General features: G+C 56.3%; 23 protein-coding genes. 15 read left to right on the top strand and 8 right to left on the bottom strand.

Annotation, left to right across the window (positions count from 1 at the left end; all coding sequences use genetic code 11):
• Nucleotides 1-30: 30 nt before the first annotated feature.
• From AC0L8N_RS17140 to AC0L8N_RS17150, 3 genes are read right to left on the bottom strand one after another with little or no spacing between them, the layout of a single operon-like run.
• Nucleotides 31-303 carry a BolA family protein gene (locus tag AC0L8N_RS17140; RefSeq protein WP_473669375.1) on the bottom strand — a complete coding sequence of 91 codons (273 nt, stop codon included), beginning with the start codon at nucleotides 301-303 and terminating at the stop codon, nucleotides 31-33.
• Complete coding sequence (locus AC0L8N_RS17145; RefSeq protein WP_473669377.1) at nucleotides 300-599, bottom strand: YciI family protein; 300 nt, start codon at nucleotides 597-599, stop codon at nucleotides 300-302. The genes AC0L8N_RS17140 and AC0L8N_RS17145 overlap by 4 nt, the downstream gene beginning before the upstream one ends.
• A gap of 1 nt (nucleotide 600) precedes the next feature.
• Nucleotides 601-1,158: a septation protein A gene (locus AC0L8N_RS17150; RefSeq protein ID WP_473669379.1), complete on the bottom strand. Its 558-nt coding sequence runs from the start codon at nucleotides 1,156-1,158 to the stop codon at nucleotides 601-603.
• Nucleotides 1,159-1,278: 120 nt separating this feature from the next.
• Between AC0L8N_RS17150 and AC0L8N_RS17155 the strand changes: the two genes are divergently transcribed.
• The 4 genes from AC0L8N_RS17155 to rluB all read left to right on the top strand — a co-directional run bounded on the left by AC0L8N_RS17155 (nucleotide 1,279) and on the right by rluB (nucleotide 4,715).
• Nucleotides 1,279-1,899 carry an L-threonylcarbamoyladenylate synthase gene (locus AC0L8N_RS17155; RefSeq protein WP_473669381.1) on the top strand — a complete coding sequence of 207 codons (621 nt, stop codon included), beginning with the start codon at nucleotides 1,279-1,281 and terminating at the stop codon, nucleotides 1,897-1,899.
• 90 nt (nucleotides 1,900-1,989) lie between these two features.
• Nucleotides 1,990-2,922: a segregation and condensation protein A gene (locus AC0L8N_RS17160; protein WP_473669383.1), complete on the top strand. Its 933-nt coding sequence runs from the start codon at nucleotides 1,990-1,992 to the stop codon at nucleotides 2,920-2,922.
• 47 nt (nucleotides 2,923-2,969) lie between these two features.
• The gene (scpB, locus tag AC0L8N_RS17165) at nucleotides 2,970-3,908 is read left to right on the top strand and encodes an SMC-Scp complex subunit ScpB (protein ID WP_473669385.1); all 939 of its coding nucleotides are present in this window, start codon (nucleotides 2,970-2,972) and stop codon (nucleotides 3,906-3,908) included.
• Between the two features lie 9 nt (nucleotides 3,909-3,917).
• Nucleotides 3,918-4,715, top strand: a complete 798-nt coding sequence (rluB, locus tag AC0L8N_RS17170; RefSeq protein WP_473669387.1) for a 23S rRNA pseudouridine(2605) synthase RluB — start codon at nucleotides 3,918-3,920, stop codon at nucleotides 4,713-4,715.
• 16 nt (nucleotides 4,716-4,731) lie between these two features.
• On the opposite strand, the gene AC0L8N_RS17175 is transcribed toward rluB, so the two are convergent.
• Genes AC0L8N_RS17175 through AC0L8N_RS17195 form a run of 5 tightly spaced genes read right to left on the bottom strand, consistent with a single transcriptional unit; the run spans nucleotide 4,732 to nucleotide 9,634 of the window.
• Nucleotides 4,732-5,478, bottom strand: a complete 747-nt coding sequence (locus AC0L8N_RS17175) for a YciK family oxidoreductase (protein WP_473670219.1) — start codon at nucleotides 5,476-5,478, stop codon at nucleotides 4,732-4,734.
• Between the two features lie 53 nt (nucleotides 5,479-5,531).
• Nucleotides 5,532-6,866 carry a DNA recombination protein RmuC gene (locus AC0L8N_RS17180; RefSeq protein ID WP_473669389.1) on the bottom strand — a complete coding sequence of 445 codons (1,335 nt, stop codon included), beginning with the start codon at nucleotides 6,864-6,866 and terminating at the stop codon, nucleotides 5,532-5,534.
• Between the two features lie 6 nt (nucleotides 6,867-6,872).
• On the bottom strand, nucleotides 6,873-7,556 hold the full coding sequence (gph, locus tag AC0L8N_RS17185) for a phosphoglycolate phosphatase (protein WP_473669391.1): 684 nt from the start codon (nucleotides 7,554-7,556) through the stop codon (nucleotides 6,873-6,875).
• Nucleotides 7,553-8,269, bottom strand: a complete 717-nt coding sequence (gene ubiG, locus AC0L8N_RS17190; protein ID WP_473669393.1) for a bifunctional 2-polyprenyl-6-hydroxyphenol methylase/3-demethylubiquinol 3-O-methyltransferase UbiG — start codon at nucleotides 8,267-8,269, stop codon at nucleotides 7,553-7,555. Before ubiG ends, gph begins: the two co-directional genes overlap by 4 nt.
• A gap of 21 nt (nucleotides 8,270-8,290) precedes the next feature.
• The gene (locus AC0L8N_RS17195; protein ID WP_473669395.1) at nucleotides 8,291-9,634 is read right to left on the bottom strand and encodes a TRZ/ATZ family hydrolase; all 1,344 of its coding nucleotides are present in this window, start codon (nucleotides 9,632-9,634) and stop codon (nucleotides 8,291-8,293) included.
• 317 nt (nucleotides 9,635-9,951) lie between these two features.
• On the opposite strand from AC0L8N_RS17195, the gene gyrA reads away from it, so the two are divergent.
• From gyrA to AC0L8N_RS17250, 11 genes are all read left to right on the top strand, one after another.
• A complete protein-coding gene (gene gyrA / locus AC0L8N_RS17200; protein ID WP_473669397.1) occupies nucleotides 9,952-12,498 on the top strand; it encodes a DNA gyrase subunit A in 2,547 nt (848 codons plus the stop codon).
• Between the two features lie 72 nt (nucleotides 12,499-12,570).
• The gene (gene serC / locus AC0L8N_RS17205) at nucleotides 12,571-13,653 is read left to right on the top strand and encodes a 3-phosphoserine/phosphohydroxythreonine transaminase (RefSeq protein ID WP_473669399.1); all 1,083 of its coding nucleotides are present in this window, start codon (nucleotides 12,571-12,573) and stop codon (nucleotides 13,651-13,653) included.
• Between the two features lie 38 nt (nucleotides 13,654-13,691).
• On the top strand, nucleotides 13,692-14,870 hold the full coding sequence (locus tag AC0L8N_RS17210) for a phosphoglycerate dehydrogenase (protein WP_473669401.1): 1,179 nt from the start codon (nucleotides 13,692-13,694) through the stop codon (nucleotides 14,868-14,870).
• Nucleotides 14,871-14,950: 80 nt separating this feature from the next.
• The gene (gene pheA / locus AC0L8N_RS17215) at nucleotides 14,951-16,066 is read left to right on the top strand and encodes a prephenate dehydratase (RefSeq protein WP_473669403.1); all 1,116 of its coding nucleotides are present in this window, start codon (nucleotides 14,951-14,953) and stop codon (nucleotides 16,064-16,066) included.
• Nucleotides 16,067-16,101: 35 nt separating this feature from the next.
• On the top strand, nucleotides 16,102-17,382 hold the full coding sequence (gene aroA / locus AC0L8N_RS17220) for a 3-phosphoshikimate 1-carboxyvinyltransferase (protein WP_473670221.1): 1,281 nt from the start codon (nucleotides 16,102-16,104) through the stop codon (nucleotides 17,380-17,382).
• 11 nt (nucleotides 17,383-17,393) lie between these two features.
• On the top strand, nucleotides 17,394-18,071 hold the full coding sequence (cmk, locus tag AC0L8N_RS17225; RefSeq protein WP_473669405.1) for a (d)CMP kinase: 678 nt from the start codon (nucleotides 17,394-17,396) through the stop codon (nucleotides 18,069-18,071).
• A 145-nt stretch (nucleotides 18,072-18,216) separates the two neighbouring features.
• Complete coding sequence (gene rpsA, locus AC0L8N_RS17230) at nucleotides 18,217-19,899, top strand: 30S ribosomal protein S1 (RefSeq protein WP_068615819.1); 1,683 nt, start codon at nucleotides 18,217-18,219, stop codon at nucleotides 19,897-19,899.
• A gap of 96 nt (nucleotides 19,900-19,995) precedes the next feature.
• A complete protein-coding gene (locus tag AC0L8N_RS17235; RefSeq protein ID WP_068615817.1) occupies nucleotides 19,996-20,298 on the top strand; it encodes an integration host factor subunit beta in 303 nt (100 codons plus the stop codon).
• A 112-nt stretch (nucleotides 20,299-20,410) separates the two neighbouring features.
• Complete coding sequence (locus AC0L8N_RS17240) at nucleotides 20,411-20,707, top strand: lipopolysaccharide assembly protein LapA domain-containing protein (RefSeq protein ID WP_473669408.1); 297 nt, start codon at nucleotides 20,411-20,413, stop codon at nucleotides 20,705-20,707.
• Nucleotides 20,697-21,902, top strand: coding sequence for a lipopolysaccharide assembly protein LapB (gene lapB, locus AC0L8N_RS17245; RefSeq protein ID WP_473669410.1), 1,206 nt, complete (start codon nucleotides 20,697-20,699; stop codon nucleotides 21,900-21,902). The genes AC0L8N_RS17240 and lapB overlap by 11 nt, the downstream gene beginning before the upstream one ends.
• Before the next feature lie 132 nt (nucleotides 21,903-22,034).
• On the top strand, nucleotides 22,035-22,325 hold the full coding sequence (locus AC0L8N_RS17250) for a ComEA family DNA-binding protein (protein WP_473669411.1): 291 nt from the start codon (nucleotides 22,035-22,037) through the stop codon (nucleotides 22,323-22,325).
• Nucleotides 22,326-22,331 lie beyond the last annotated feature (6 nt).

The following is a 22,331-nucleotide window of genomic DNA, read 5'->3' on the forward strand; positions in this document are numbered from 1 at the left end:
ATTTTCGAAAAAAAGGGGGAGGGCTGCGAATCAACATTCATCGGGTGTTTGAGCGCGTATCTGCACAGCGTGTATATCGGTTTGCAGCAGCGCTCCCAGCGCATCATAAACCATGCGGTGTCGTTGCAATTGGCTATGACCTTCGAAACTGGCAGCGGTAATTCTCACGTCGAAATGGCCTCGACCGTCTTCTGCTCCGGCGTGGCCGATATGAAGATGACTCTGATCCTTGACCAATAGTTCCTGCGGATCAAAGACCTGGCGTAGCCGTGTCTCTATCTCTTTGATTCTACTCGTGCTCAAGGCAGGACCAATTTGAAGGGCTTGACTGTAACCCGAGAGTAAACACCAGCAGCCGCGTATGGGTCGGCATCAGCCCAGGTTTGGGCATCTTCGAGAGTAGGGAAATCCAAGACCAAGAGACTTCCGCTGAACCCGGCCGGGCCGGGGTCTTCGGAATCGATTGCCGGATGTGGGCCGGCGACCAACACACGCCCGGCATCCCGAAGTTCAACAAGGCGTTGCAAATGGGCTGCACGCGCTTTGAGTCGCCGCTCGAGGCTGTTTTCAATATCTTCGCTGATAATGGCGTACCACATCCTAGTTCTCCGATTTGTTGTCGAGTGTGTCCTCGTCTTTCATCGCCGATGAAAGCCACACGCTTTGAATGATGATGAACACCAGGGTCAGCCCAAGCATGCCAAAGAGTTTGAAATTGACCCAGAACGCTTCACTGAAATTGTAGGCGACGTAGATATTGACGACGCCAACGAACATAAAAAACGCGACCCATATTAAATTCAACGTACGCCACTGCGGGGCGCTGAGAGTCGCGGCGCTACCGAGCATTCGTTGGATTATCGGTTTGTCACCGATCCACAGACTGCCGAGAAACACCAGGCCGATGACCCAATTTAGTACCGTTGGTTTCCAGAACAAGAATAAGGGATTGTGGAAGAACAGCGTTGCTGCGCCCAAGACCAGAACCAGCACAGTGGATGCCGCATAGATTCGGTTCAGCTTTCGTGTCATTAGCCATTGCACGGCCAAAATGAGTGGCATGGTGCCCATCAACACCGCAGTCGCGAAATAGATGTCTTTAAAGAAGTACGCGACAATAAATACGACTATGGGGATATAGTCTACGAGAAGCTGCATGTGGGTATTGTCTTTAGAGTGGAGGGGCGAAAGGGCCGAATGATAGCGCACTCCTGCCGGTGACCGAAACGCCAAAAACTAAAGGCGACGTGGGCGGGTTGGTATCGTTACAATCCAGTCATGGCGCGTATAGTAGAACTTCACCCGGTCGACCCTCAACCACGCACAATCGCGGAAGTTGTCGCAGCGATCCGTAGTGGCGGATTGGTGGCTTACCCCACGGACTCCAGCTACGCGTTGGGCTGTCACTTGGGTGATAAGCGCGCGATGGACCGGATTCGGCGGATTCGGCGTACAGACAAGGACCACAATTTCACCCTGGTTTGCTCCGACCTTTCCGAGATCAGCACTTACGCGCGGGTGGACAATTGGGCCTATCGGTTGATCAAAGCGTTAACGCCTGGCCCTTATACCTTTATTTTGCCCGCAACACGCGAGGTGCCGAAACGCCTGCAACATGCTCGCCGGCGTACGATTGGTCTGCGTGTGCCGGACCATACCGTCGTTCGGGCGATGCTCAATGCGCTGGGCGAGCCGATCATGAGTTCAACGCTGTCGCTTCCTGGCGACGATATGCCATTGACGGATGTTGATGAGATAGAGCGACGTATCGGCCACGATATTGAAATCATCGTTTCGTCCGGATCGACGGGTATTGAGCCCACGAGCGTGCTGGATCTCACCGGTGATTCCGCGGAAGTATTGCGGGTGGGACGTGGCGATTTGAGTTTTCTGGACTGAACGCGGCAGGCATGGCGCGGTATGTAAACGATGGCTTGCAGTCGGCGGCGCTTATTACGCTAAAATGCACCGACCCCGCCCGGATATCCCATGAAGCCTGAATTGACAGTCGTTACCAGCAAGGACGCGCCCAAACCCGTGCAAGAATCGCCAGTACGGCCCTCGCAGGGTGAAATGCCGTTTGCCGTCGTTGACGGCGAGCCACTCACTCAGCTCCCCCAGGATCTGTATATCCCGCCGCATGCCTTGCAGGTGTTTCTTGAGGCATTTGAGGGGCCGCTGGATCTGTTGCTCTACCTGATTCGGCGCCAGAATATCGACATTCTCGATATTCCGATCGCAGAGATCACTCGGCAATACGTTCAGTACATTGAGTTGATGAAGGAGATGCAACTCGAGCTGGCGGGCGAATACTTGCTAATGGCAGCGATGCTGGCTGAGATCAAGTCGCGGATGTTATTGCCTCGACCTCCCTCCGAGGAGACCGAGGAAGAAGATCCGCGCGCGGAACTCGTCCGTCGTTTGCAGGAATACGAACGTTTTAAAAAGGCGGCAGAGGATCTCGACGGTTTGCCGCGTCTTGAAAGAGACGTTTTTCCCGTGGCGGCTGAAGTACCAGAGCGGCAGGTCACCCAGATCTTGCCCGATGTCACGCTAAAAGAATTGCTGCTCGCGTTTCATGATGTGTTGAAGCGCGCAGAGATGTTTTCTAATTTGCAGATGCAGCGCGAGCCATTGTCTGTTCGGCAGCGAATGTCGGAGATACTGTCACGCATCAAGTCGACGTCGTTTAGCAGTTTTGCAGACCTGTTCGACCCGGAAGAAGGTCGCATGGGCGTGGCGGTGACGTTCATCGCAATTCTTGAGTTGTTGCGCGCATCAACGATTGAAGTCGTACAAGCTGACGCTTATGCGCCGCTGCATATTCGCGCTGCGTCATCTGTGCGCTTGGTTGATTCGAATTCCCCGGACGACCTTGAAGACCCGGCAGGCGGTCCTGACGACGCGGAAGCAAACGGCTAGTTTCGGGCGCGACCGTTCCCTCACTACTGAACAATACTGAGCCTTAAATGGAAGTTACGGAAATCAAATATTTTGTAGAGGCGGCACTGTTGGCAGCTGCTCGACCGCTATCTATCGATCAGCTGAAAGGCTTGTTCGATGAGTCTTCTTCACCGGACAAATCAGACATTCGTGAAGCGCTGACCGAGTTACAGCAGGAATACAAACCTCGCGGTATAGAGGTGACCGAAGTTGCTTCCGGGTTCCGTATGCAGGTCAAAGCAACCATGGCAGAGCGGCTTGAGCGGCTCTGGGAAGAGCGGCCACCGCGCTATTCCCGCGCACTGTTTGAAACATTGGCATTAATCGCATATCGCCAGCCAATGACGCGCGGTGAAATCGAAGAAATTCGTGGCGTCGCTGTGAGCTCCAATATTATTCGCAGCTTGCTGGAGCGAGACTGGGTGCGGGTCGTTGGTCACCGGGACGTGCCTGGGCGACCGTCAATGTTCGGGACAACCCGCCAGTTTTTGGACTATTTCGGCCTGAAGAAACTGGATGACCTGCCGCCGCTGGCCGATCTTTCGGACTGGGAGAGTTTGAGGGTCCAGTTGAACCTGCCGGCTGTTGAGGGCGATGAGGTTGATACCGGCGAAGATCCTGAGCTGGAGGGTTCGGACGCCGTCGCAGAAAATGAGGGCGGCACCGACGATGAAAGTTCCTTCGAGGACAGCGACGATGGTGAAAGTGCATTTGATGACAGCGATGACGGTGAGACCGACGTTGATGACGATTCGGAGTCTGAGGCGAGTGGCGATCAAGACGCAGGGCCAGGATCGGCGGATTCGGTCGACGAAAGTGATATAGCCGAAGCCGAAGCCGAAGCCGAAGCCGAAGCCGAAGCCGAAGCCGAAGCCGAGATTCCGGCTGATGACACTGAAGACGATACGGCGGACGTCGCTGAAGAGTTGGACGAGCGATCAAGTAATTCAGCCAGTAATGGTTAACGCCCGCTGATGGCCGATCGAGTTCATAAGTTTCTGGCAGCAGCCGGACATGGCTCCCGACGTGAGATCGAAGGTTGGATACGCGAAGGTCGCCTGACTATTGACGGCAAGCCCGCGGAGCTCGGCAGCAGCGTTGAGGGCGGCGAGAGCTTCGCGCTCGACGGTCGGCGCATCCAGGTACGCCAGAAGGCGATTCCCCATCAGCATTTGATGTACCACAAGCCCGGCGATGAGCTGGTGAGCCGAAAGGACCCGGAAGGCCGTCGGGTGGTGTTCGCGTCGTTGCCTCGTCTGAAAGGCAGTCGCTGGGTGGCCGTTGGGCGCCTGGACATGACCACAACAGGTCTCTTGCTGTTAACCACTGACGGAACCCTCGCCAATCAGCTTATGCATCCGGCACAGGGTTTAGTCCGGCGGTACGCTGTGCGGGTCCACGGGCAGCCGAGCGATGATGATATTGCACGCCTGTCGAATGGGGTGGAGCTGGAAGATGGTATCGCGTCATTTGACTCGATTGCCGAGGCGGGTGGCGATGGCGCCAATCGCTGGTACAACGTGTCCTTGCGTGAGGGCCGAAATCGCGAAGTCCGGCGACTGTGGGAAGCGCTCGGCTTCGAAGTAAGTCGGCTGATGAGAGTCGCGTACGGGCCGATTGAATTGCCCCGCGGCTTGCGCCGAGGTAAGCACCGCTTATTAGCGCCCAGCGAAATTCGGGCCCTCTATACGGCGGCAGACCTGCCGGTACCGCGCGCGGTCATGGCGCCATTCAGAAAGAAAAAGTACAGTAAAAACAAAAACAAGCGTTAACTTATTGATGTAATTGCTACTGTGCGTCCAGGCTCTTCCCGGTGACTTCGATGCTGTCACGTCCCAGCAGGTACAAGTAGCTTGCCAACACTTGCTCGGGTGTCTTCAGGGCATCGCGGTCTTCGGCGGGATAAGCGGCCAGCCGCATGCCGGTGCGAACAGCGCCCGGATTAATACAGTTCACACGCATCCCGGTGTGTTCCTGTTCAGCCGAGAGAATTTGCGACAATGCCTCGGTACCAAATTTGGATACGGCGTAGGCGCCCCAGAATGCTTTGCCGACACGACCGACGCCGCTACTCGTGAAAATGATCGACGGATTTTCAGCTTCGTGCAGCAAGGGTAGTAGCACCTGAGTTAGTGCAAACGCAGCTGTCAGGTTTATGTGGAGCACTTTCTGCCATTCGCCGGCATCGTACTGTTCTATTGGCTGACGATTGCCGAGAATGCCCGCGTTGTGGACCAGCCCGTCCAGGCGCCCGAATTCTTCCAGCAGGCTTTCGGCCAGCGTGGAATACGAGGTGCCATCCGCTGTCGCGAGATCCATAACGGCAATGGACGGTCTTTCGCTGCCTTCAATTGCTTCAATGGCGTCGTAGACTTTTTCCAGCTTCGCGGCATTGCGGCCGTGCAGTATCACTCGTGCCCCGAGGCGCGCAATCTCGATAGCGAGCGCGCGGCCAATGCCGTCGCTGGCCCCGGTTACAAGAATGACCTTTTCGCGGAGCAGGTCGGCGGGGGCTTCGTAGTTTTTGTGGTCAATAGTCAATGCTTCAGTTCCAGGGTTTGCCGCCGCGAGCACCGCGGCGGCGTTGTCTATTTTAGTTCCGACTGATCCGGCTCGTCGTTCGAATGCAGGTTGTCAGTTCCGTCAGCACCTGCATCGACAATACGTCGAGGCAGTGACTCCAGCGGATCGGTGGACTCGATTTCCTTTTTTGGCCGGATTCCCAGCTCGACGAACTTCCGTGCGCCAGGCAGGACTTTTCGCTCCAGTGAACCGACCGCGCGATTGTAATTCTCCACGCTGCTCGCGAGGTTTTTGCCAACCTTGTTGAGATGGCCGACGAACGTGCCCAGCCTGCCGTACAGGTCTTCGGCGAGTCGGCGAATCTCTTCGGCATTCTCGGCCAATGCCAACTGACGCCAGCCGTACGCGACGGCTTTTAGCAAGGCGACGAAACTCGTTGGTGTCGCCAGTATAATTTGCTGCGACAAAGCGAACTCGATCAAGTCGGGGTCTTCGTTTAGCGCAGCGCTCAGAAACTGATCGCCGGGTATAAACAAGATCACGAACTCGGGACTCTTCGAGAACTGGTCCCAGTAGCCTTTGCTGGCGAGTTTGCGGATGTGCTCGCGAAGATTTCGCGCATGCCGCTTAAGGTGCAGATCACGTTGTGCATCGTCCTTCGCTTCAACGGCCGCGAGGTAGGCATCCAGTGGTGTCTTTACGTCAACAATCAGTTCGCGCTGATCAGGCATGCTGACAATCATGTCCGGGCGCATGATTTTGTCACCTTCGATGTTGTGCACCTGCTCCTGAAAGTCGCAGTGCTCAACCATGCCGGCCAGCTCGACCAGCCGCCGCAAGGTAATTTCCCCCCAGCGACCACGGACTTCCGGACGCCGCAATGCTTTGACCAGGTTCTGCGTTTCTTCGGTCAGTGCGCGCTGGTTTAACTGCATGGTTTCCAGTTGCGAGCGGATACTGCCGTAGGCTTCGCTACGGGACTTCTCCAGTTCGGAAATCTGCTGTTGCGATTGCTGCAATGCGTCGCGTATCGGTTTGACCAGGTTTTCCACCGCTTGCTCGCGTTCGCCAAGTTCACGTTTTGCGCGTTCCTGATGAGTGCTCAGGTTTTGTTCTGCCAGTCGCAGGAAGTTTTCACTGTTCGCTTTCAGTGACTGGTTGGCGAGCTCGGAAAATGCGGCGGTCAGCTTACTGTTCGCGGCCTCGAACGCGAGTTCCCGTTCTCTTTGCAGGTCCTCCTGGTCCTTAATGCGGGACTGCAAGTCGACGATGGACTGTTGCTGAGTACGCAGCCGGGGACGAAATACGAGCCAGGCTAACAGTGCGCCAAGCAGCAAGCCTGCCAGCAACATGGGAACTCCGACGTCGATCAGGGCAGGGTGGAGTGTCAGTGTTGCCATGGCGGCTTAGCTTAACTCTCGCGCCAATAGTTGCGTGAGGTCCGCCGGGCTGGCTGCAACGGTATCCGCGTGCCATAGCGCCGGGTCATCGTCTTCGGTGATGTAACCCCAGGCGGCGGCAACAGTGGCCATGCCCGCTGCTCGCCCTGCCTCTATGTCGCGCCTGGCATCGCCGACATAGACGATGTGGTGTGGCTCAATATTGAGGATTCTGCTCGCCAGCAGCATCGGCGCGGGGTCTGGCTTGCGTTGCGGCAGCGTATTGCCGCTGATCGCGCAGCCCATGCGCTGGTTCAATCGCAGAGTTATCATGATGGCGTCGGTCATGGCTTGCGGCTTGTTCGTCACGACGCCCCACGGCCGGCCCTGGGCTTCCAGAGTGTCCAGCAATTCGCTCAAGCCCGGAAATACTCCGGAGCTTGCACACACTTGCTGTTCGTAAGTTCTGAGGAACCGTTGCTGAAGTCCAGTCTGTACGTCGGTATCAGCATCCGGGAAGCCGATCCTTACCAGTCCGGCGGAACCGTTGGAAACACAGGCGCGGGCCAGCTCGTAGTCGGTCACGGCGACACCCATCTCGGTTTGCAGGCGATGCAGTGCGGCAACCATGTCCGGTGCGGTGTCCACCAGAGTGCCATCAAGATCAAAAAGTACTGCGTGACAATCCACGCCTTGTAGTGGTGTGGTCATGCGGCCTCAGGTCGGGTGTAGTGCATCAGGTAGTTCACATCAATGTTTGGCCCAAGCGAATATTCCTGGGTCAGGGGGTTGTAGTGGAGGCCGGTACTGCCGCGCAACTCCAACGACGCGTCCCGAGCCCATGAATCAAGTTCAGATGGCTTGATGAACTTTTGGTATTCGTGTGTGCCGGCCGGTAACAGGCGTAGCAAGTGTTCCGCTCCGACGATCGCGAAGAGAAATGCTTTCGGGTTGCGATTGATCGTCGACAAAAATACGTGGCCGCCAGGTTTGACCAGCGCGGCACACGCGTTGATCACCTCATCAGGTGCTGGCACGTGCTCCAGCATTTCAAGGCAGGTGACGACGTCGAAGCTTGCTGGGTGGGCTTCCGCGAAGGCTTCAGCCGTGCTTTGCTGGTAGGTAACCGGTATACCCGTCTCGGTCTGGTGCAAGCGGGCAACCGTCAGCGGGCCTTCAGCCATGTCGATGCCAGTGACGGTCGCACCCGCGGCTGCCATAGACTCCGCCAGAATGCCGCCACCGCAGCCGATATCCAGAACTCGCAGTCCCTGCAATGGAGCGCGTTGCCGAATATAGTCGAGACGCAGTGGGTTGATCTGATGCAGCGGGCGAAATTCCCCGTTGGGGTCCCACCAGCGCGCCGCGAGGGCATCAAATTTCGCAATCTCCGCAGCATCGACATTGTTGTTCGTTGTGGTCACAGTTCAACTCTCTTGGCGTGTTCAGGCAGTGCCTATACGGTCTCGCCATTCGGCGCTGCGTGTCAGGATGTCGTCTATATCGACGTGCATCAACTGACCGTCTTCGACCTGGTGTCGGCCAGCGACCCAAACGTCACTCACCTGCTGCGGGTGCGCAGTGTATACGAGCTGCGAGGTCGGGTCGTACAGCGGCTGGCTGTTCAGGGTACGCAGATTGATGCAGGCGATATCGGCCCATTTGCCAGGTTCCAGTGAGCCTGTCAGCTCATCGATGCCGAGCGCGCGGGCTCCGTCCAGCGTTGCCATGCGCAGCGCGTCACTGGCGGGTAAGGTTGCGGCATTGCCCGCCACTGCCTTGGCCAGCAGTGCCGCTGTGCGCATCTCACCCAGCATTTCCAGCTCGTTGTTGCTGGCAGCGCCATCAGTTCCGAGGCCAACGACGACGCCAGCCTCGCGTAATGCAGCAACCCGGGCCATGCCGCTGGCAAGTTTCAGGTTCGAGCGGGGGCAGTGGGCGACCGAAACGCTACGATCCGCGCAGAGCGCGATTTCGTCATCATTGAGGTGGACGGCGTGCACCAGCATCAGCGTTGCGTTGACCATGTTCAGCTTTTGCAGCCGTGCAAAGGGTCGTAATCCGCTACTGCGTTGTTCGTCAATAATTTCCTGTGCCGTTTCATGCAGGTGTATTTGCACACGACTGTCGAGCTGGTCGCAGAGTATGCGGAGTTGGGAAAACGATTCATCAGAAACGCAGCCGGTTGAGTGCGGTGCGAAAGCGGCTGAAATAAGCGGGTGGTCGGCGTAGCGATCATGGACCAGTTCGGCGCCTTTACTCAGGCACTGGGCGGCGTTTTCGGCCCACGGGGTAGGAAACTCGACGACGGGTGTGGCGACAACAGCCCGCATGTGCATGACATCGGCGGTTTCGGCGACGACCTCCGGGAAAAAATACTGGTCGCTGAAGCAGGTGATGCCCGACAGCAGCATTTCAGCGATTGCGTGGCGGCTGCCGTCACGCACCATTTCGGCGCTGACTGAGCGGTGTTCAGCCGGCCAGATGCGATCTTTCAGCCAGTGCTCAAGCGGCAGATCGTCCGCGTAGCCACGAAACAGCGTCATCGCGGCATGCGTGTGGGTGTTGATCAGGCCTGGAATGACAACGTGGTTCGGGCGCTCAATCAGGGCTCCCGGCGAAAAACGTTCGAGCGCTGCGGCTGTTGGCAAGACGTCAAGTATCCGGCCGTCGCTGATAGCGATGGCGTGGTCTTTTAACGCAGTGCCGTCGCCACTGACGGGTAAACACCACCCGGCCACTATCAGTGTGTCGCATTGCTGCATGAATACCTGCTCTTGTCTGCTCATGGCGGCGCGGCCAGGTGCCGCAATCGGGCCATGCTGACCGGATTCGGCCGCTAACTGCCGGTGCCGCGAAGGGTCGCTAGTATAACCGTCAGCCTATGGCATGCCAGCAAATCGCAAGGTCGATTCCAGTGTCTCGAGAATGGCGCATAACCGTGTGGTTCTGCGGCCCGCTGTGCTATCATGCCGCCTACGGATTTGATGCTTCTCAGCCCTCGATCCGGGCCCGGCAAAGCAGAATTAATCTCAACCAATTCCAAGTCAATGAAGGTCGCGATTCCGTTCCTTCGAACGGGGCCGCTCATAACGTGTGAGTAAGGATGTCTGAAGTAGCTAAGGAGATTTTGTCTGTAAGCCTCGAAGAGGAAATGCAGCAGTCTTACCTCGATTACGCCATGAGTGTCATCGTGGGCCGCGCTTTGCCGGATGTCCGGGACGGTCTGAAACCTGTTCACCGCCGTGTGCTGCACGCCATGCGCGAGCTGGGCAATGACTTCAATAAGCCTTACAAGAAATCGGCCCGCGTCGTCGGTGACGTTATTGGTAAGTATCACCCGCATGGTGACTCGGCGGTCTATGACACCATAGTCCGCATGGCGCAGCCGTTCTCGATGCGTTACATGCTGGTTGACGGACAAGGTAACTTCGGTTCAGTCGACGGTGACGCCCCGGCCGCCATGCGTTACACCGAAGTGCGCATGTCCAAGATCGCGCATGAAATTCTCGCGGATATCGAGAAAGAGACCGTCAATTTCGTCGAAAACTACGACGGTTCCGAGTCCGAGCCATCGGTTATGCCGACTCGGTTCCCGAACCTGCTGGTCAACGGCTCGTCGGGTATCGCTGTTGGTATGGCGACCAACATAGCGCCACACAATCTTACTGAAGTGATCAACGCCTGCCTGGCGATGATAGACGATCCGGCTATTGATCTTCCGCAGTTGATGGAAATCATACCAGGGCCGGACTTCCCGACGGCCGGCATCATCAATGGCGCCGCGGGCATCTATTCCGCATACCGAACCGGTCGGGGACGCGTGCATATCCGCGCCCGAACCAATATTGAGGTTATTGATAAGCGCGGCAAGGAAGCGATTATCGTGACCGAGCTGCCGTACCAGGTGAACAAGGCACGGCTGATCGAGAAAATTGCCGATCTCGTCCGGGAAAAGCGCATTGAAGGCATCACGGAATTGCGTGATGAGTCGGACAAAGACGGCATGCGTGTCGTCATTGAGTTGCGTCGCGGCGAAGTATCGGATGTCGTGCTCAATAACCTTTACAAGCAAACGCCGATGCAAAGCGTCTTCGGCATCAACATGGTGGCGTTGCACGAAGGGCAGCCGAAGCTCCTGAATCTCAAGCAGATTCTGGAAGCGTTTCTGTCGCACAGGCGGGAAGTGGTCACTCGCCGGACGATTTTCGATCTACGCAAAGCGCGTGATCGGGCGCATGTATTGGAGGGGCAGTCGGTTGCATTGGCGAACATTGACGAAGTGATCGCGTTGATAAAAGCGTCACCGTCGCCTGCCGAAGCAAAAGAACAGTTGGTTGCGCGGGTTTGGTCTTCGGGCACGGTTAGCGACATGCTGGAACGTGCCGGTGCGACCGATACCCGGCCAGACGGACTCGACGATGAGTTCGGGCTGCACGGTGCCGAGTACCGGCTGTCGCCGGTTCAGGCGCAGGCAATACTCGACTTGCGTCTGCACCGACTGACCGGTTTAGAGCAAGATAAAATATTAAATGAATACAAAGAGTTGCTCGATAAAATTAATGAGTACTCTATTATTCTTTCGGACCCGGATGAGTTGCTGCGTGTTATCCGCGAAGAGCTCACTGTCATTCGTGATACCTACGGTGATGAACGCCGAACCGAGATTGTGCAGGACCACAGTGACCTCGTTGCCGAGGACCTGATTCCGCAAGAAGAAGTCGTGGTTACCTTGTCTCATGGTGGCTATGCCAAGGCTCAGCCGATTGATGACTACCAGGCGCAAAAGCGTGGCGGTCGGGGTCGGTCGGCAGCGAAGGTAAAAGACGAGGACTTCATCGACAATTTGTTCATTGCCAACACGCATGACACGTTGTTGTGTTTCTCGAGCCTCGGCAAGATGTACTGGCTCAAGGTTTACCAGGTACCGCAAGCGAGCCGTGGCTCACGCGGCAAGCCGATAGTGAATCTTTTGCCGTTAAGTTCGGACGAACGGATAAGCGCAATCCTGCCTATTCAGGAGTTTGACGACGAAAGTTTCGTGGTCATGGTGACCAGCGGCGGCACGATTAAGAAGACGCCGCTGAGCCAGTTCTCCCGGCCACGAGCTAACGGAATCATCGCTATTGATCTACGCGATGATCGGTTGGTCAACGTCGCGCTAACTGATGGCCAGCAGGAGATCTTGTTGGTGGCCAGCAGTGGCAAGGCCATCCGATTCAATGAAAATGACGTACGGCCGATGGGCCGCGGTGCCGCCGGCGTACGCGGCATCAAACTGAGCGACGGTCACGAGGTAATCGGGCTGTCCATTCTTAGTGATGGAATGATTTTGACCGCAACAGAAAACGGTTACGGCAAGCGCACAGAGATTGATGACTTCCCGGTCCAGGGTCGCGGCGGTCAGGGTGTGATTGCAATACAGACGACGGACAGGAATGGCCGTACGGTCGGTGCGTTGCAGGTGTCGGACGACGATGAAATCATGTTGATCAGCTCCAGTGGCACTTTGGTGCGGACGCCGGTCAGCGATATTTCTATCATCGGCCGCAATACGCAGGGTGTACGACTGATTCGTCTGGAGTCGGGCCAACGACTGGTTGGTTTGGCGCGTATCGAACTCATGGGCGAGGACGAAGCCGAAGCCGAATAAATCGGTCATATTCAGCCCGTATACTGTTGTTTACCTGCCTCTCGAATTAACTCAATCTCTACAGGAAATCGCATGTCCCGCGTATTTAATTTCAGCGCTGGCCCAGCCGCATTGCCAGAACCCGTTTTAGACCGCATTCGTAACGACATCCCGGACTGGCAAGGTTCGGGCATGTCCGTGATGGAAGTCAGTCATCGCAGTAAGCCGTTTATCGCTGTCGCGGAAAAGGCCGAATCCGATTTGCGCAAGCTTCTGGGTATTAATTCGGACTACAGCGTGCTTTTTCTGCAAGGCGGGGCAACACTGCAATTTGCCATGACTGCCTTGAATCTCGCGGGTCCGGGTGACACCGCTGACTACGTGCAGACCGGCAGCTGGTCCAAGAAGGCGCTGAAAGAGGCCGCCCTGCATTGCAACGTCAATGTTGCAGCCAGCGGCGAGGCCGGCGGGCATTGCCACATTCCGCCTGAAGAAGAATGGAACCTCACGAAAGACGCCGCCTATCTGCACTACACACCGAACGAAACTATCGGTGGCGTTGAGTTTCATTTCGTTCCTGAGGTAGGGGACACGCCGCTGGTGGCCGACATGTCGAGCACGATACTGTCGCGCCCCGTGGACGTGAGCAAATTCGGCCTGATTTACGCCGGCGCGCAGAAGAATATCGGACCGGCCGGAATCACCGTAGTCATCGTTCGCAACGACCTGCTGGATCGGGCACGACCAGGACTGCCGACACTGCTGACCTACAAAGCGTTTGCAGAATCAGGCTCCATGACCAACACGCCGCCTACGTTTGCCTGGTACGCGGCAGGGCTTGTGTTTGACTACCTGCTGGAGCAGGGCGGCCTGACATCGGTCGCCGCGGTTAACGAACGCAAGGCCAAGAAGCTGTACGCGGCGATTGATGCATCGGAGTTCTATACCAACCCGGTTGCTGTTGATGCGCGGTCCTGGATGAATGTCCCATTCATTCTTGCGGATTCCAACCTGGACGGCGAGTTCCTCGCGCAGGCGGATGCAGCAGGCCTTACAAACCTCAAAGGCCACCGTTCAGTCGGCGGTATGCGCGCGTCGATCTACAACGCCGTTTCTGAAGCAGCGGTCGATGCACTGATCCAATTCATGCAAGATTTCGAGAAATCGCAATCCTGATTCACTGTCCGAATAACCTGAGCCAGACTAACGACATCATGTACAAAGTATTAACACTGAATAACATCGCCGTTGCCGGCCTGCGCCGTTTACCTCGAGATCGCTACGAAATCAGCTCCGAATCGTCGTCGCCGGATGCCGTCATCCTGCGGTCGCACAATATGCACGACATGACGATTCCGGACTCGGTTGCCGCTATAGGGCGTGCGGGCGCGGGCGTAAATAATATCCCGGTTTCGTCTATGAGCGAACGCGGTGTGCCGGTATTCAATGCTCCTGGAGCCAACGCGAACGCTGTTAAAGAGCTGGCGGTCGCCGGTCTGCTGCTTGCCGCACGCAATATTTGCGATGCCCGGGAATACGTCAAATCGCTGACCTCCTCAGGCGATGAACTTGCAAAGGCCGTCGAAGGCGGCAAGAAGAAGTTCGTTGGCTTTGAGTTGCCTGGGCGTACGCTTGGCGTGATCGGTCTTGGCGCCATCGGCGTTGAGGTTGCCAACGTCGCGTTAGCGCTGGGCATGAAAGTCGTGGGCTTTGATCCGAAGATCACTGTCAAGAGAGCATGGCAGTTGTCGTCTGGCGTAAAGCAAGTCGAGACTCTGGATCGCTTGTTCAAAGCGTCGGATGCGGTGTCCGTACACGTGCCTCTGGTAGATGGCACGAAAGGTCTGGTCAGCGCCGACCGCCTGAACCTGATGAAAGATGGCAGCGTTGTTATTAATTTTGCGCGCGGTGGGGTGGTCGATTCGGCGGCTGCACTGCAGGCGCTTGATAGCGGTAAGTTGCATGCTTACGTTTGCGACTTCCCGACTCCTGAATTGATTGCACACCCCAAAGTCATTGCGTTACCGCACCTCGGGGCATCGACGAATGAAGCGGAAGAGAATTGCGCAATCATGGTCGCGGAGAACGTCAAGGAATACCTGGAAAACGGCAACGTTCGTTCATCAGTTAACTTTCCTGAGGCGGTCATTCCACGTACGGATGCCTGGCGGTTGACCATTGCCAATGCCAACGTGCCCAATATGGTCGGCCAGATTTCGACCTGCCTGGCACAGGCCGAGCTGAATATTGCGGATCTTCTGAACAAGTCGATGGGCGATATTGCGTACACGATCGTGGATCTCGACGGCCCGGTATCGGAGGAAACGATGCAGGCGATCCGTGGAATCAAGGGCGTGCTGAGATTGCGTAATCTTGGCAAGCCGATATCCTGACAGGCGTGACCCGGAGAGCCGCCTGCAAGGCGGCTACCTGACACGGCCTTTTGGGTGGATGACCGTCAGCAGGCATGAGCATGTCCAAAGTCAGTAAGGATTCAGAAACGACCGTCGATCTGCCCGCGATTCGCAAGCGCATCGATGAGGTCGATCAGCAAATTCAGGCGCTCATTAATGAGCGAGCCCGTTTCGCGCAGAAGGTAGGTGTGAGCAAGGGCGAACTGGCGGCGGCGGTCGACTATTACCGGCCGGAGCGTGAGGCCGAAGTCTTGCGCATGGTGCTTGCGCGGAACGAAGGCCCGTTGCGTGACGAGGAGATTTTGCGGCTCTTCCGCGAAATCATGTCGGCCTGTCTTGCGCAGCAGGAACCGCTTAAAGTCGGTTTTCTCGGCCCGGAAGGGACGTTCACCCAAGCAGCCGTCTACAAGCATTTCGGGCACTCTATTCGCGCACTGCCATTTGGCACGATCGACGAAGTGTTCCAGGAAGTTGAGAGCGGTGTAGCTGATTTCGGTGTCGTACCTATCGAGAATTCGACAGAAGGCACGGTCAATAACACGCTTGATATGTTTCTCACCTCGCCACTGAAGATTGGCGGTGAGATTGAATTACGGATCGAGCAGCACCTCCTCGGCAGGATGCAGAATCTGGACAAGGTCGAGCGCGTATGTGCCCATGAGCAGGCGCTGGCGCAATGCCGTGGCTGGCTGCGTGAATACTTGCCGCAGGCAGAGCTGATTGGAGTCAGCAGTAATGCCGTAGGCGCACGACGTGCACGCGATGAGTCGGGAACGGCAGCCATCGGTAGCGATGCAGCGGCAGAAGTCTACGATCTGAAAATCATGGTCAACAATATCGAGGACCGCTCGGATAACGCGACTCGCTTCCTCGTGATTGGCCGCAACCTGCTTGCTGCCAGTGGCCTGGACAAGACGACGATCATGGTGTCGACGAGCGGTACTGCGGCGGGAGCGGGTGTATTGCATTCCTTGCTCCAGCCATTTGCCACACACGGCGTAAACATTACCCGGATCGAGTCGAGGCCATCGCGACGACGCAACTGGGACTACGTCTTTTTTCTGGATATCGATGGTCATGCGGAGCAATCACCAGTGTCTGAAGCACTGGCCGAATTACGCGAATTGAGTTCGCTGTTTCGCGTGCTAGGCGCGTATCCGCGCGCTGTTAGCTAGGGGCTATCGTGCACTATCTAGTTTCTCCTTCTGAGGTGGGCAATGGCTCGCTGCGGGTACCGGGCGACAAATCCATATCGCACCGGGCATTGATGTTTGGTGCGATCGCCGAAGGGCAAACACGCGCCAGCGGCTTCCTTAACGGTGAAGATTGCCTCGCCACGCTTGCCGCATTGCGCTCGCTCGGTGTGGCAATCGAAGAATCAGCAGATGGTTCGGTGGTTGTAACGGGCGTCGGTTTGCACGGGCTGCGCGCACCGGCCGTCAACCTTGACCTGGGCAACTCCGGGACGGCGATGCGCTTATTTTGTGGGTTGCTGGCCGGCCAGAGCTTTTCGTCGACGCTCAGTGGTGATGCGTCGTTGTCCGGCCGACCGATGGGGCGCGTGATCGAGCCCATGACGCGGATGGGTGCCGAAATTCACAGTGACAATGGCAGGCCACCGTTACAAATTCAGGGCGGTAACAAGCTGGCAGGTATCGACTACGTCATGCCCGTGGCAAGCGCGCAGGTAAAGTCAGCTGTCCTGCTGGCTGGCCTGTACGCAAGTGGTACTACCAGTGTGCATGAGCCCGCGGTGTCGCGCGATCACACCGAACGAATGCTTACCGCAATGGGCGCGACGGTGCACCGTGATGCGAACCGAATAACAGTGCTGCCAGGCTCAGCATTGCGCGGTATCGATATTGTCGTACCCGGTGATTTATCGTCAGCCACGTTCCCTATGCTGGCGGCGCTGATCGCCAATGACAGTTGCGTCATGCTGGAGAACGTTGGCGTGAATCCGACCCGCGCCGGCGTTATTACTATCCTGCGGCAGATGGGAGCGGACATCCGGTTGCACAACGAGCGTCGCTGTGGCGATGAGCCGGTTGCCGACCTGGAAGTTCGGTCGTCCAAGCTACGCGCGATAACGCTGGACCCAGCCCTGGTGCCGTTGGCGATCGACGAGTTTCCGGCGTTGTTTGTCGCGGCTGCATGCGCGGAAGGGACGACCGAGTTCAGTGGGCTCGCGGAGTTACGGGTCAAAGAAAGTGATCGAATCAGCGCGATGGCGGATGGCCTGCGTGTACTTGGTGTCAGTCTTGAAGAGCAGCCCGACGGCATCCGAATCACGGGCGGACCGTTAGGTAATGGTACCGTTCACAGTTGCAGCGACCATCGCATTGCGATGGCGTTCGCCGTGGCCGCCAGTCGCGCCAGTGACACCGTACGGATTGAGGACGTGGCCAACGTGAATACCTCTTTTCCTGGGTTTCTGGGCGCCCTGCAGAGGCTCGGAGTGGACATAATGCAGGAAGCAAACCAAGCCTGATGAGTAGTGCAATGGCGCCAGTAATTGCGATCGACGGACCGAGTGGTTCGGGTAAGGGCACGGTCGCCAGACGAGTTGCACAAACCCTTGGTTGGCGACTGTTAGACAGCGGCGCGTTGTACCGGTTGGTAGCGCTGGCTTCGTTACAGGCTAGTGTTGACGTTGGGAACGAGCCTGGTCTGACGAAGCTGGCGGCGGCGCTGCCTGTGGTGTTCGGAGTCAGGACCGACGGCAGTGAGCAGGTCCTGCTGGAGAACAAGGACGTCACCCTTGATATCCGCACGGAGGAGTGTGGTCTCCGGGCTTCGGCAGTCGCGGTTCTGCCGGCGGTACGCGAGGCTTTGCTGGAGAGACAGCGCAGCTTTCAGGCCCCGCCGGGTTTGGTCGCGGATGGCCGGGACATGGGGACCGTCGTGTTCCCGGACGCAGGGCTTAAAGTTTATCTCACGGCCAGCGCTCATGAGCGGGCGAGCAGACGCTATAAGCAGTTGAAAGAAAAGGGACTTGGTGTTAGCCTTGCCGCCCTTTCGCGGGACATTGAGGACCGCGACAGGCGGGATTCCGAGCGATCGGTGGCCCCGTTGCGACCCGCAGACGATGCCCGAATACTGGATTCCAGTGACCTGACGATTAGCGAAGTCAGCGATCAGATTCTGGCTTGGGCGCGGCAAGAGCAGCTCGCGAAGTAAGTCTGACCAGCGAGTCTGGTTAGCAAACCCGGTAGTACATCGACACGACAGGATCGTCGTGTCATTTCTTAAAGTAACCGTCGGCTAATGGAAGTAGCTGGGCGATTGGGTTGAGGGTCGGTTAACGATTCTCTGGTTTATTCTAATGTCTGAAAGTTTTGCTGAGTTATTTGAACAGAGTTTTGCCAGTCAACATATAAAGCCAGGTGCCATCATCACAGGTACCGTCGTTGATATTAATAATGACGTCGTCATCGTCAGTGCAGGTCTCAAATCCGAGGCCGTTATTCCCATCGAACAATTTCGCAATGATAAAGGCGAAACCGACGTTAACGTCGGCGATGAGATTGAGGTTGCACTTGACGCTGTTGAAGACGGCTTTGGCGAAACCAAACTCTCGCGCGAGAAAGCTATCCGTGCCCGTACCTGGACGCAGCTCGAAAAAGCGTTTGAGAAAAATGAAGTTGTCATCGGAATTATCAATGGTCGCGTAAAAGGCGGCTTCACCGTTGAAATCGACAACGTTCGTGCATTCTTGCCTGGTTCGCTTGTGGATGTACGTCCCGTACGTGACCCTGCTTACCTCGAAGGCAAGAGCCTTGAATTCAAGGTTATCAAGCTCGATCAGCGTCGTAACAACGTTGTTGTATCGCGTCGCGCAGTTGTCGAACAGGAATACAGCGCAGAGCGCGAAGCGCTGCTGGAATCCTTGCAGGAAGGCAATGTCGTCAAGGGTATCGTCAAGAACCTGACCGACTACGGTGCATTCGTCGATCTCGGCGGCATCGATGGCCTGCTGCACATTACCGATATGGCCTGGAAGCGGGTCAAGCATCCGTCGGAAGTCGTCAATGTTGGTGATGAAATCGACGTCAAGATCCTGAAATTTGATCGTGAACGTCAACGCGTATCACTCGGTATCAAGCAGCTTGGCGACGATCCGTGGCATGACCTCGCACGTCGTTACCCGCCGCAGACACGTCTGTTCGGCAAGGTAACCAACATTGCTGACTACGGCTGCTTCGTTGAAATCGAAGAAGGCGTTGAAGGCCTTGTGCATGTCTCGGAAATGGATTGGACCAACAAGAACGTCAATCCGTCCAAGGTTGTGAACATCGGTGACGATGTTGAAGTGATGGTGCTTGAGATTGATGAAGAGCGCCGCCGCATATCACTGGGTATCAAGCAGTGTCAGTCGAATCCGTGGGCAGAGTTTGCAGCGACCATTAATCGCGGCGACAAGGTCAGCGGCCAGATCAAGTCGATTACCGATTTCGGTATCTTCATCGGTCTGGACGGCGGCATCGACGGTCTCGTTCACTTGTCCGATATTTCCTGGGATATGACCGGCGAAGAAGCCGTGCATAACTACAAGAAAGGGCAGGAGATCGAAGCAGCTGTGCTCGCAATTGATGCAGAGCGTGAGCGCATCTCGCTTGGTATCAAGCAGCTGGACAAAGACCCGTTCTCGGCCTGGCTTGCTGATCATCCGAAGAACACGGTTGTTAAGGGTACGGTCACGGAAGTGGACGCACGCTATGTAATCGTTGATCTGGGTGACGGCGTTACCGGTTCCTTGCGGTCCTCTGAATTGGCCCGTGGCCGGGTAGAAGACGCCCGCACGATGATCAAGATAGGCGATGAGATTGAAGCGAAGTTCACGAATGTGGATCGCAAAAATCGCAGCGTTGCTCTGTCGATCAAAGCCAAGGAAGTTCATGAGGAAGCCGAGGCGCTCAGTAGCTACAACTCCGACTCGGGCAGTGCCCCGACCGGTACCACACTGGGCGAGCTTCTCAAGGAAAAGATGTCCGGCGAGAGCAATTAAGAAAAAAGTTTGGCCCGGGCCTCACGGTCCGGGCCATATTTCCTTTATAATCGGCGGCTTAGGCGGAACGACACCGGGAATCAAGCGAAGCGTGTTATGACAAAGTCTGAACTGATCGAAATTATCTCGAAGAAGCAAAAGCACTTGCCTGCCAAGGATGTTGAATTGGCCGTCAAGCACCTGCTCGATTTGATGAGCGACTCCCTGGCAACCGGCCAGCGGATAGAGATTCGTGGTTTCGGCAGCTTCTCGCTGCATTTCCGCCCGCCACGCATCGGTCGCAACCCCAAGACCGGCGAAGCTGTCGCTTTGTCGGGCAAGTACGTACCTCACTTTAAACCCGGCAAGGACTTGCGTGAGCGGGTCAATGAGAGTCGCGAGTTTCCAATCAAGTCCTGATTGATTCACCTCGCGGCATTTTACTTGCGTCGTGCGGCTTACCATCGATCAACGAAACCAATACACTGTGCGAATCGCATAGGAGCCGCCAGCCAACGGCGGGAGCGGGCGCATGTTCAAAAAAATCGCGGTAATCATTGTTGTCTTGGTCATATTCGCCGTCATGGTGGTGTTTACCGACCGCAACCCCGGTCAATTACCCCTGGATCTCGCTTTCGGCGTTGTTGAGCCGTCAATCGTTTTGGCGATTTCGCTGACATTTGTTGCGGGCTGGGTCTTTGGCCTGTTGTGCACTTGTCTCTTTATTATGCGACTGGTGAATGACCGACGACGTCTGCGTAGCGAGTTACGCAAGACAGAGTCCGAAGTCAGCCGCTTGCGCAGCATGCCGATCGCCGATGCCGACTGAATCGACTTTCTTACTGGCGGGACTGTTCCTGTTGCTGGTCGCAGCAGGTTGGACGCTGGGCCGGTTTGGAGAGCGGGATGAGCAGGATGAAGTCGCGCCGCCACTCAATACCGATTACCTGAAAGGCCTGAATTTTCTGCTGAATGAGCAGACCGATCAGGCGTTGGAACATTTCCTCAAGATGGTGCGGGTTGACGACAAGACCATCGAAACTCACTTTGCCTTGGGCAGCCTTTTTCGGCGTCGAGGTGAAGTTGATCGGGCGATCCGAATTCATCAGAACATCATTGCTCGACCGGATCTTGCGGCTGAGCAGCGAGATTTGGCGCTATTTTCCCTCGCGAAAGATTACTTACGGGCCGGGTTACTCGATCGAGCTGAGAAAATGTTTGTGCGTCTCGCCCAAGGCTCGCGACACCAGGTGGAAGCTCTGGAGCGGCTTTGTCGAATTTACGAGCAAGAACGCGAATGGCAACGCGCGATCGATTGCAGTCAAAAACTGGAAACCCTCAGCGGCCGTTCCCTCGCATTGCAGATTGCTCACTACTATTGTGAGTTGGCAGAAAAGTCGGCGTTGGCCAAGGATTATCCTGCTGCACGGGCCTTTGTGAAGAAAGCGCAGAGCGGGCGACCAAGAACGTTTCGAGGCGCATTGACCCGGGCTGATATTGCACGGGAAACCGGCGACTTTAGTCTGGCGCTAAAACTCTACCATCGGGTAATGGACGAGAGTAATTACCTGATCACCGAGGCGCTGCCGCGAATGGTGGATATTCACAGCGAAGAAAGAACGATCGACCAACTGCAAAAAACGTTGCAGGCTATGCTTGAGAAGTACCCGGAAACCGGTAAGGACATTGCCTACACTGCGATCGTCAACAACATCGGCGGCATTGCCGTAATCGACGATTGCGTCGAGCACTACATGTTGAATGAGCCTACCTTGCTCGAGTTTGTCGATCTGCGCCAGTTCGCAGCCGGTGATGACGGCGCCAGGAAAATGGCGCTGGACCGGGTGCGAGCAGCGCTTAGCAAGATGGCTGCGTCCACTCCACGTTATCAGTGCCATGAATGCGGCTTCTCCAGTCAACGCTTACTTTGGCAATGCCCCAGTTGCAAGAACTGGGAAACGCAACGGCCGTTCACCCGGGTTCAGTTTGACACTCTTCTGCAACGAAGCGCAGCACCTGCCTAGAACGTTTTAAGGCGTTGTGCCAAGTTTCGGACGCGGCAAACCACACCTCCTGTAATTAAGCTTCGATCACCAGGTCGGCTGCCGGGGAATCCTCGGCCCGCTGGTTGTCTTCCACTCTTGCAGGAGTTCGACATGAGAAAAATCACTCATCATTGCCTGGTCTCGCTGGGCATTGCACTGATGCCAATGCTCGTTTTTGCCGGGCCGGTTAATGTGAATACGGCGGATGCCGAAACCATTTCAGCTGAATTGCGCGGTATTGGCATGACCAAAGCTCAGGCTATCGTTGCCTGGAGGGCTCAGAACGGGCCTTTTAAAACCGCTGATGACCTGGTGCTGGTGAAGGGCATCGGCGAGCGAACCGTAGAAATCAATCGGGCCGATATACTGCTCGATGGTGGTGCGAACAAATCGCGCAAATAGCGCTTA

The organism is Woeseia sp. D3-10, assembly GCF_055809415.1.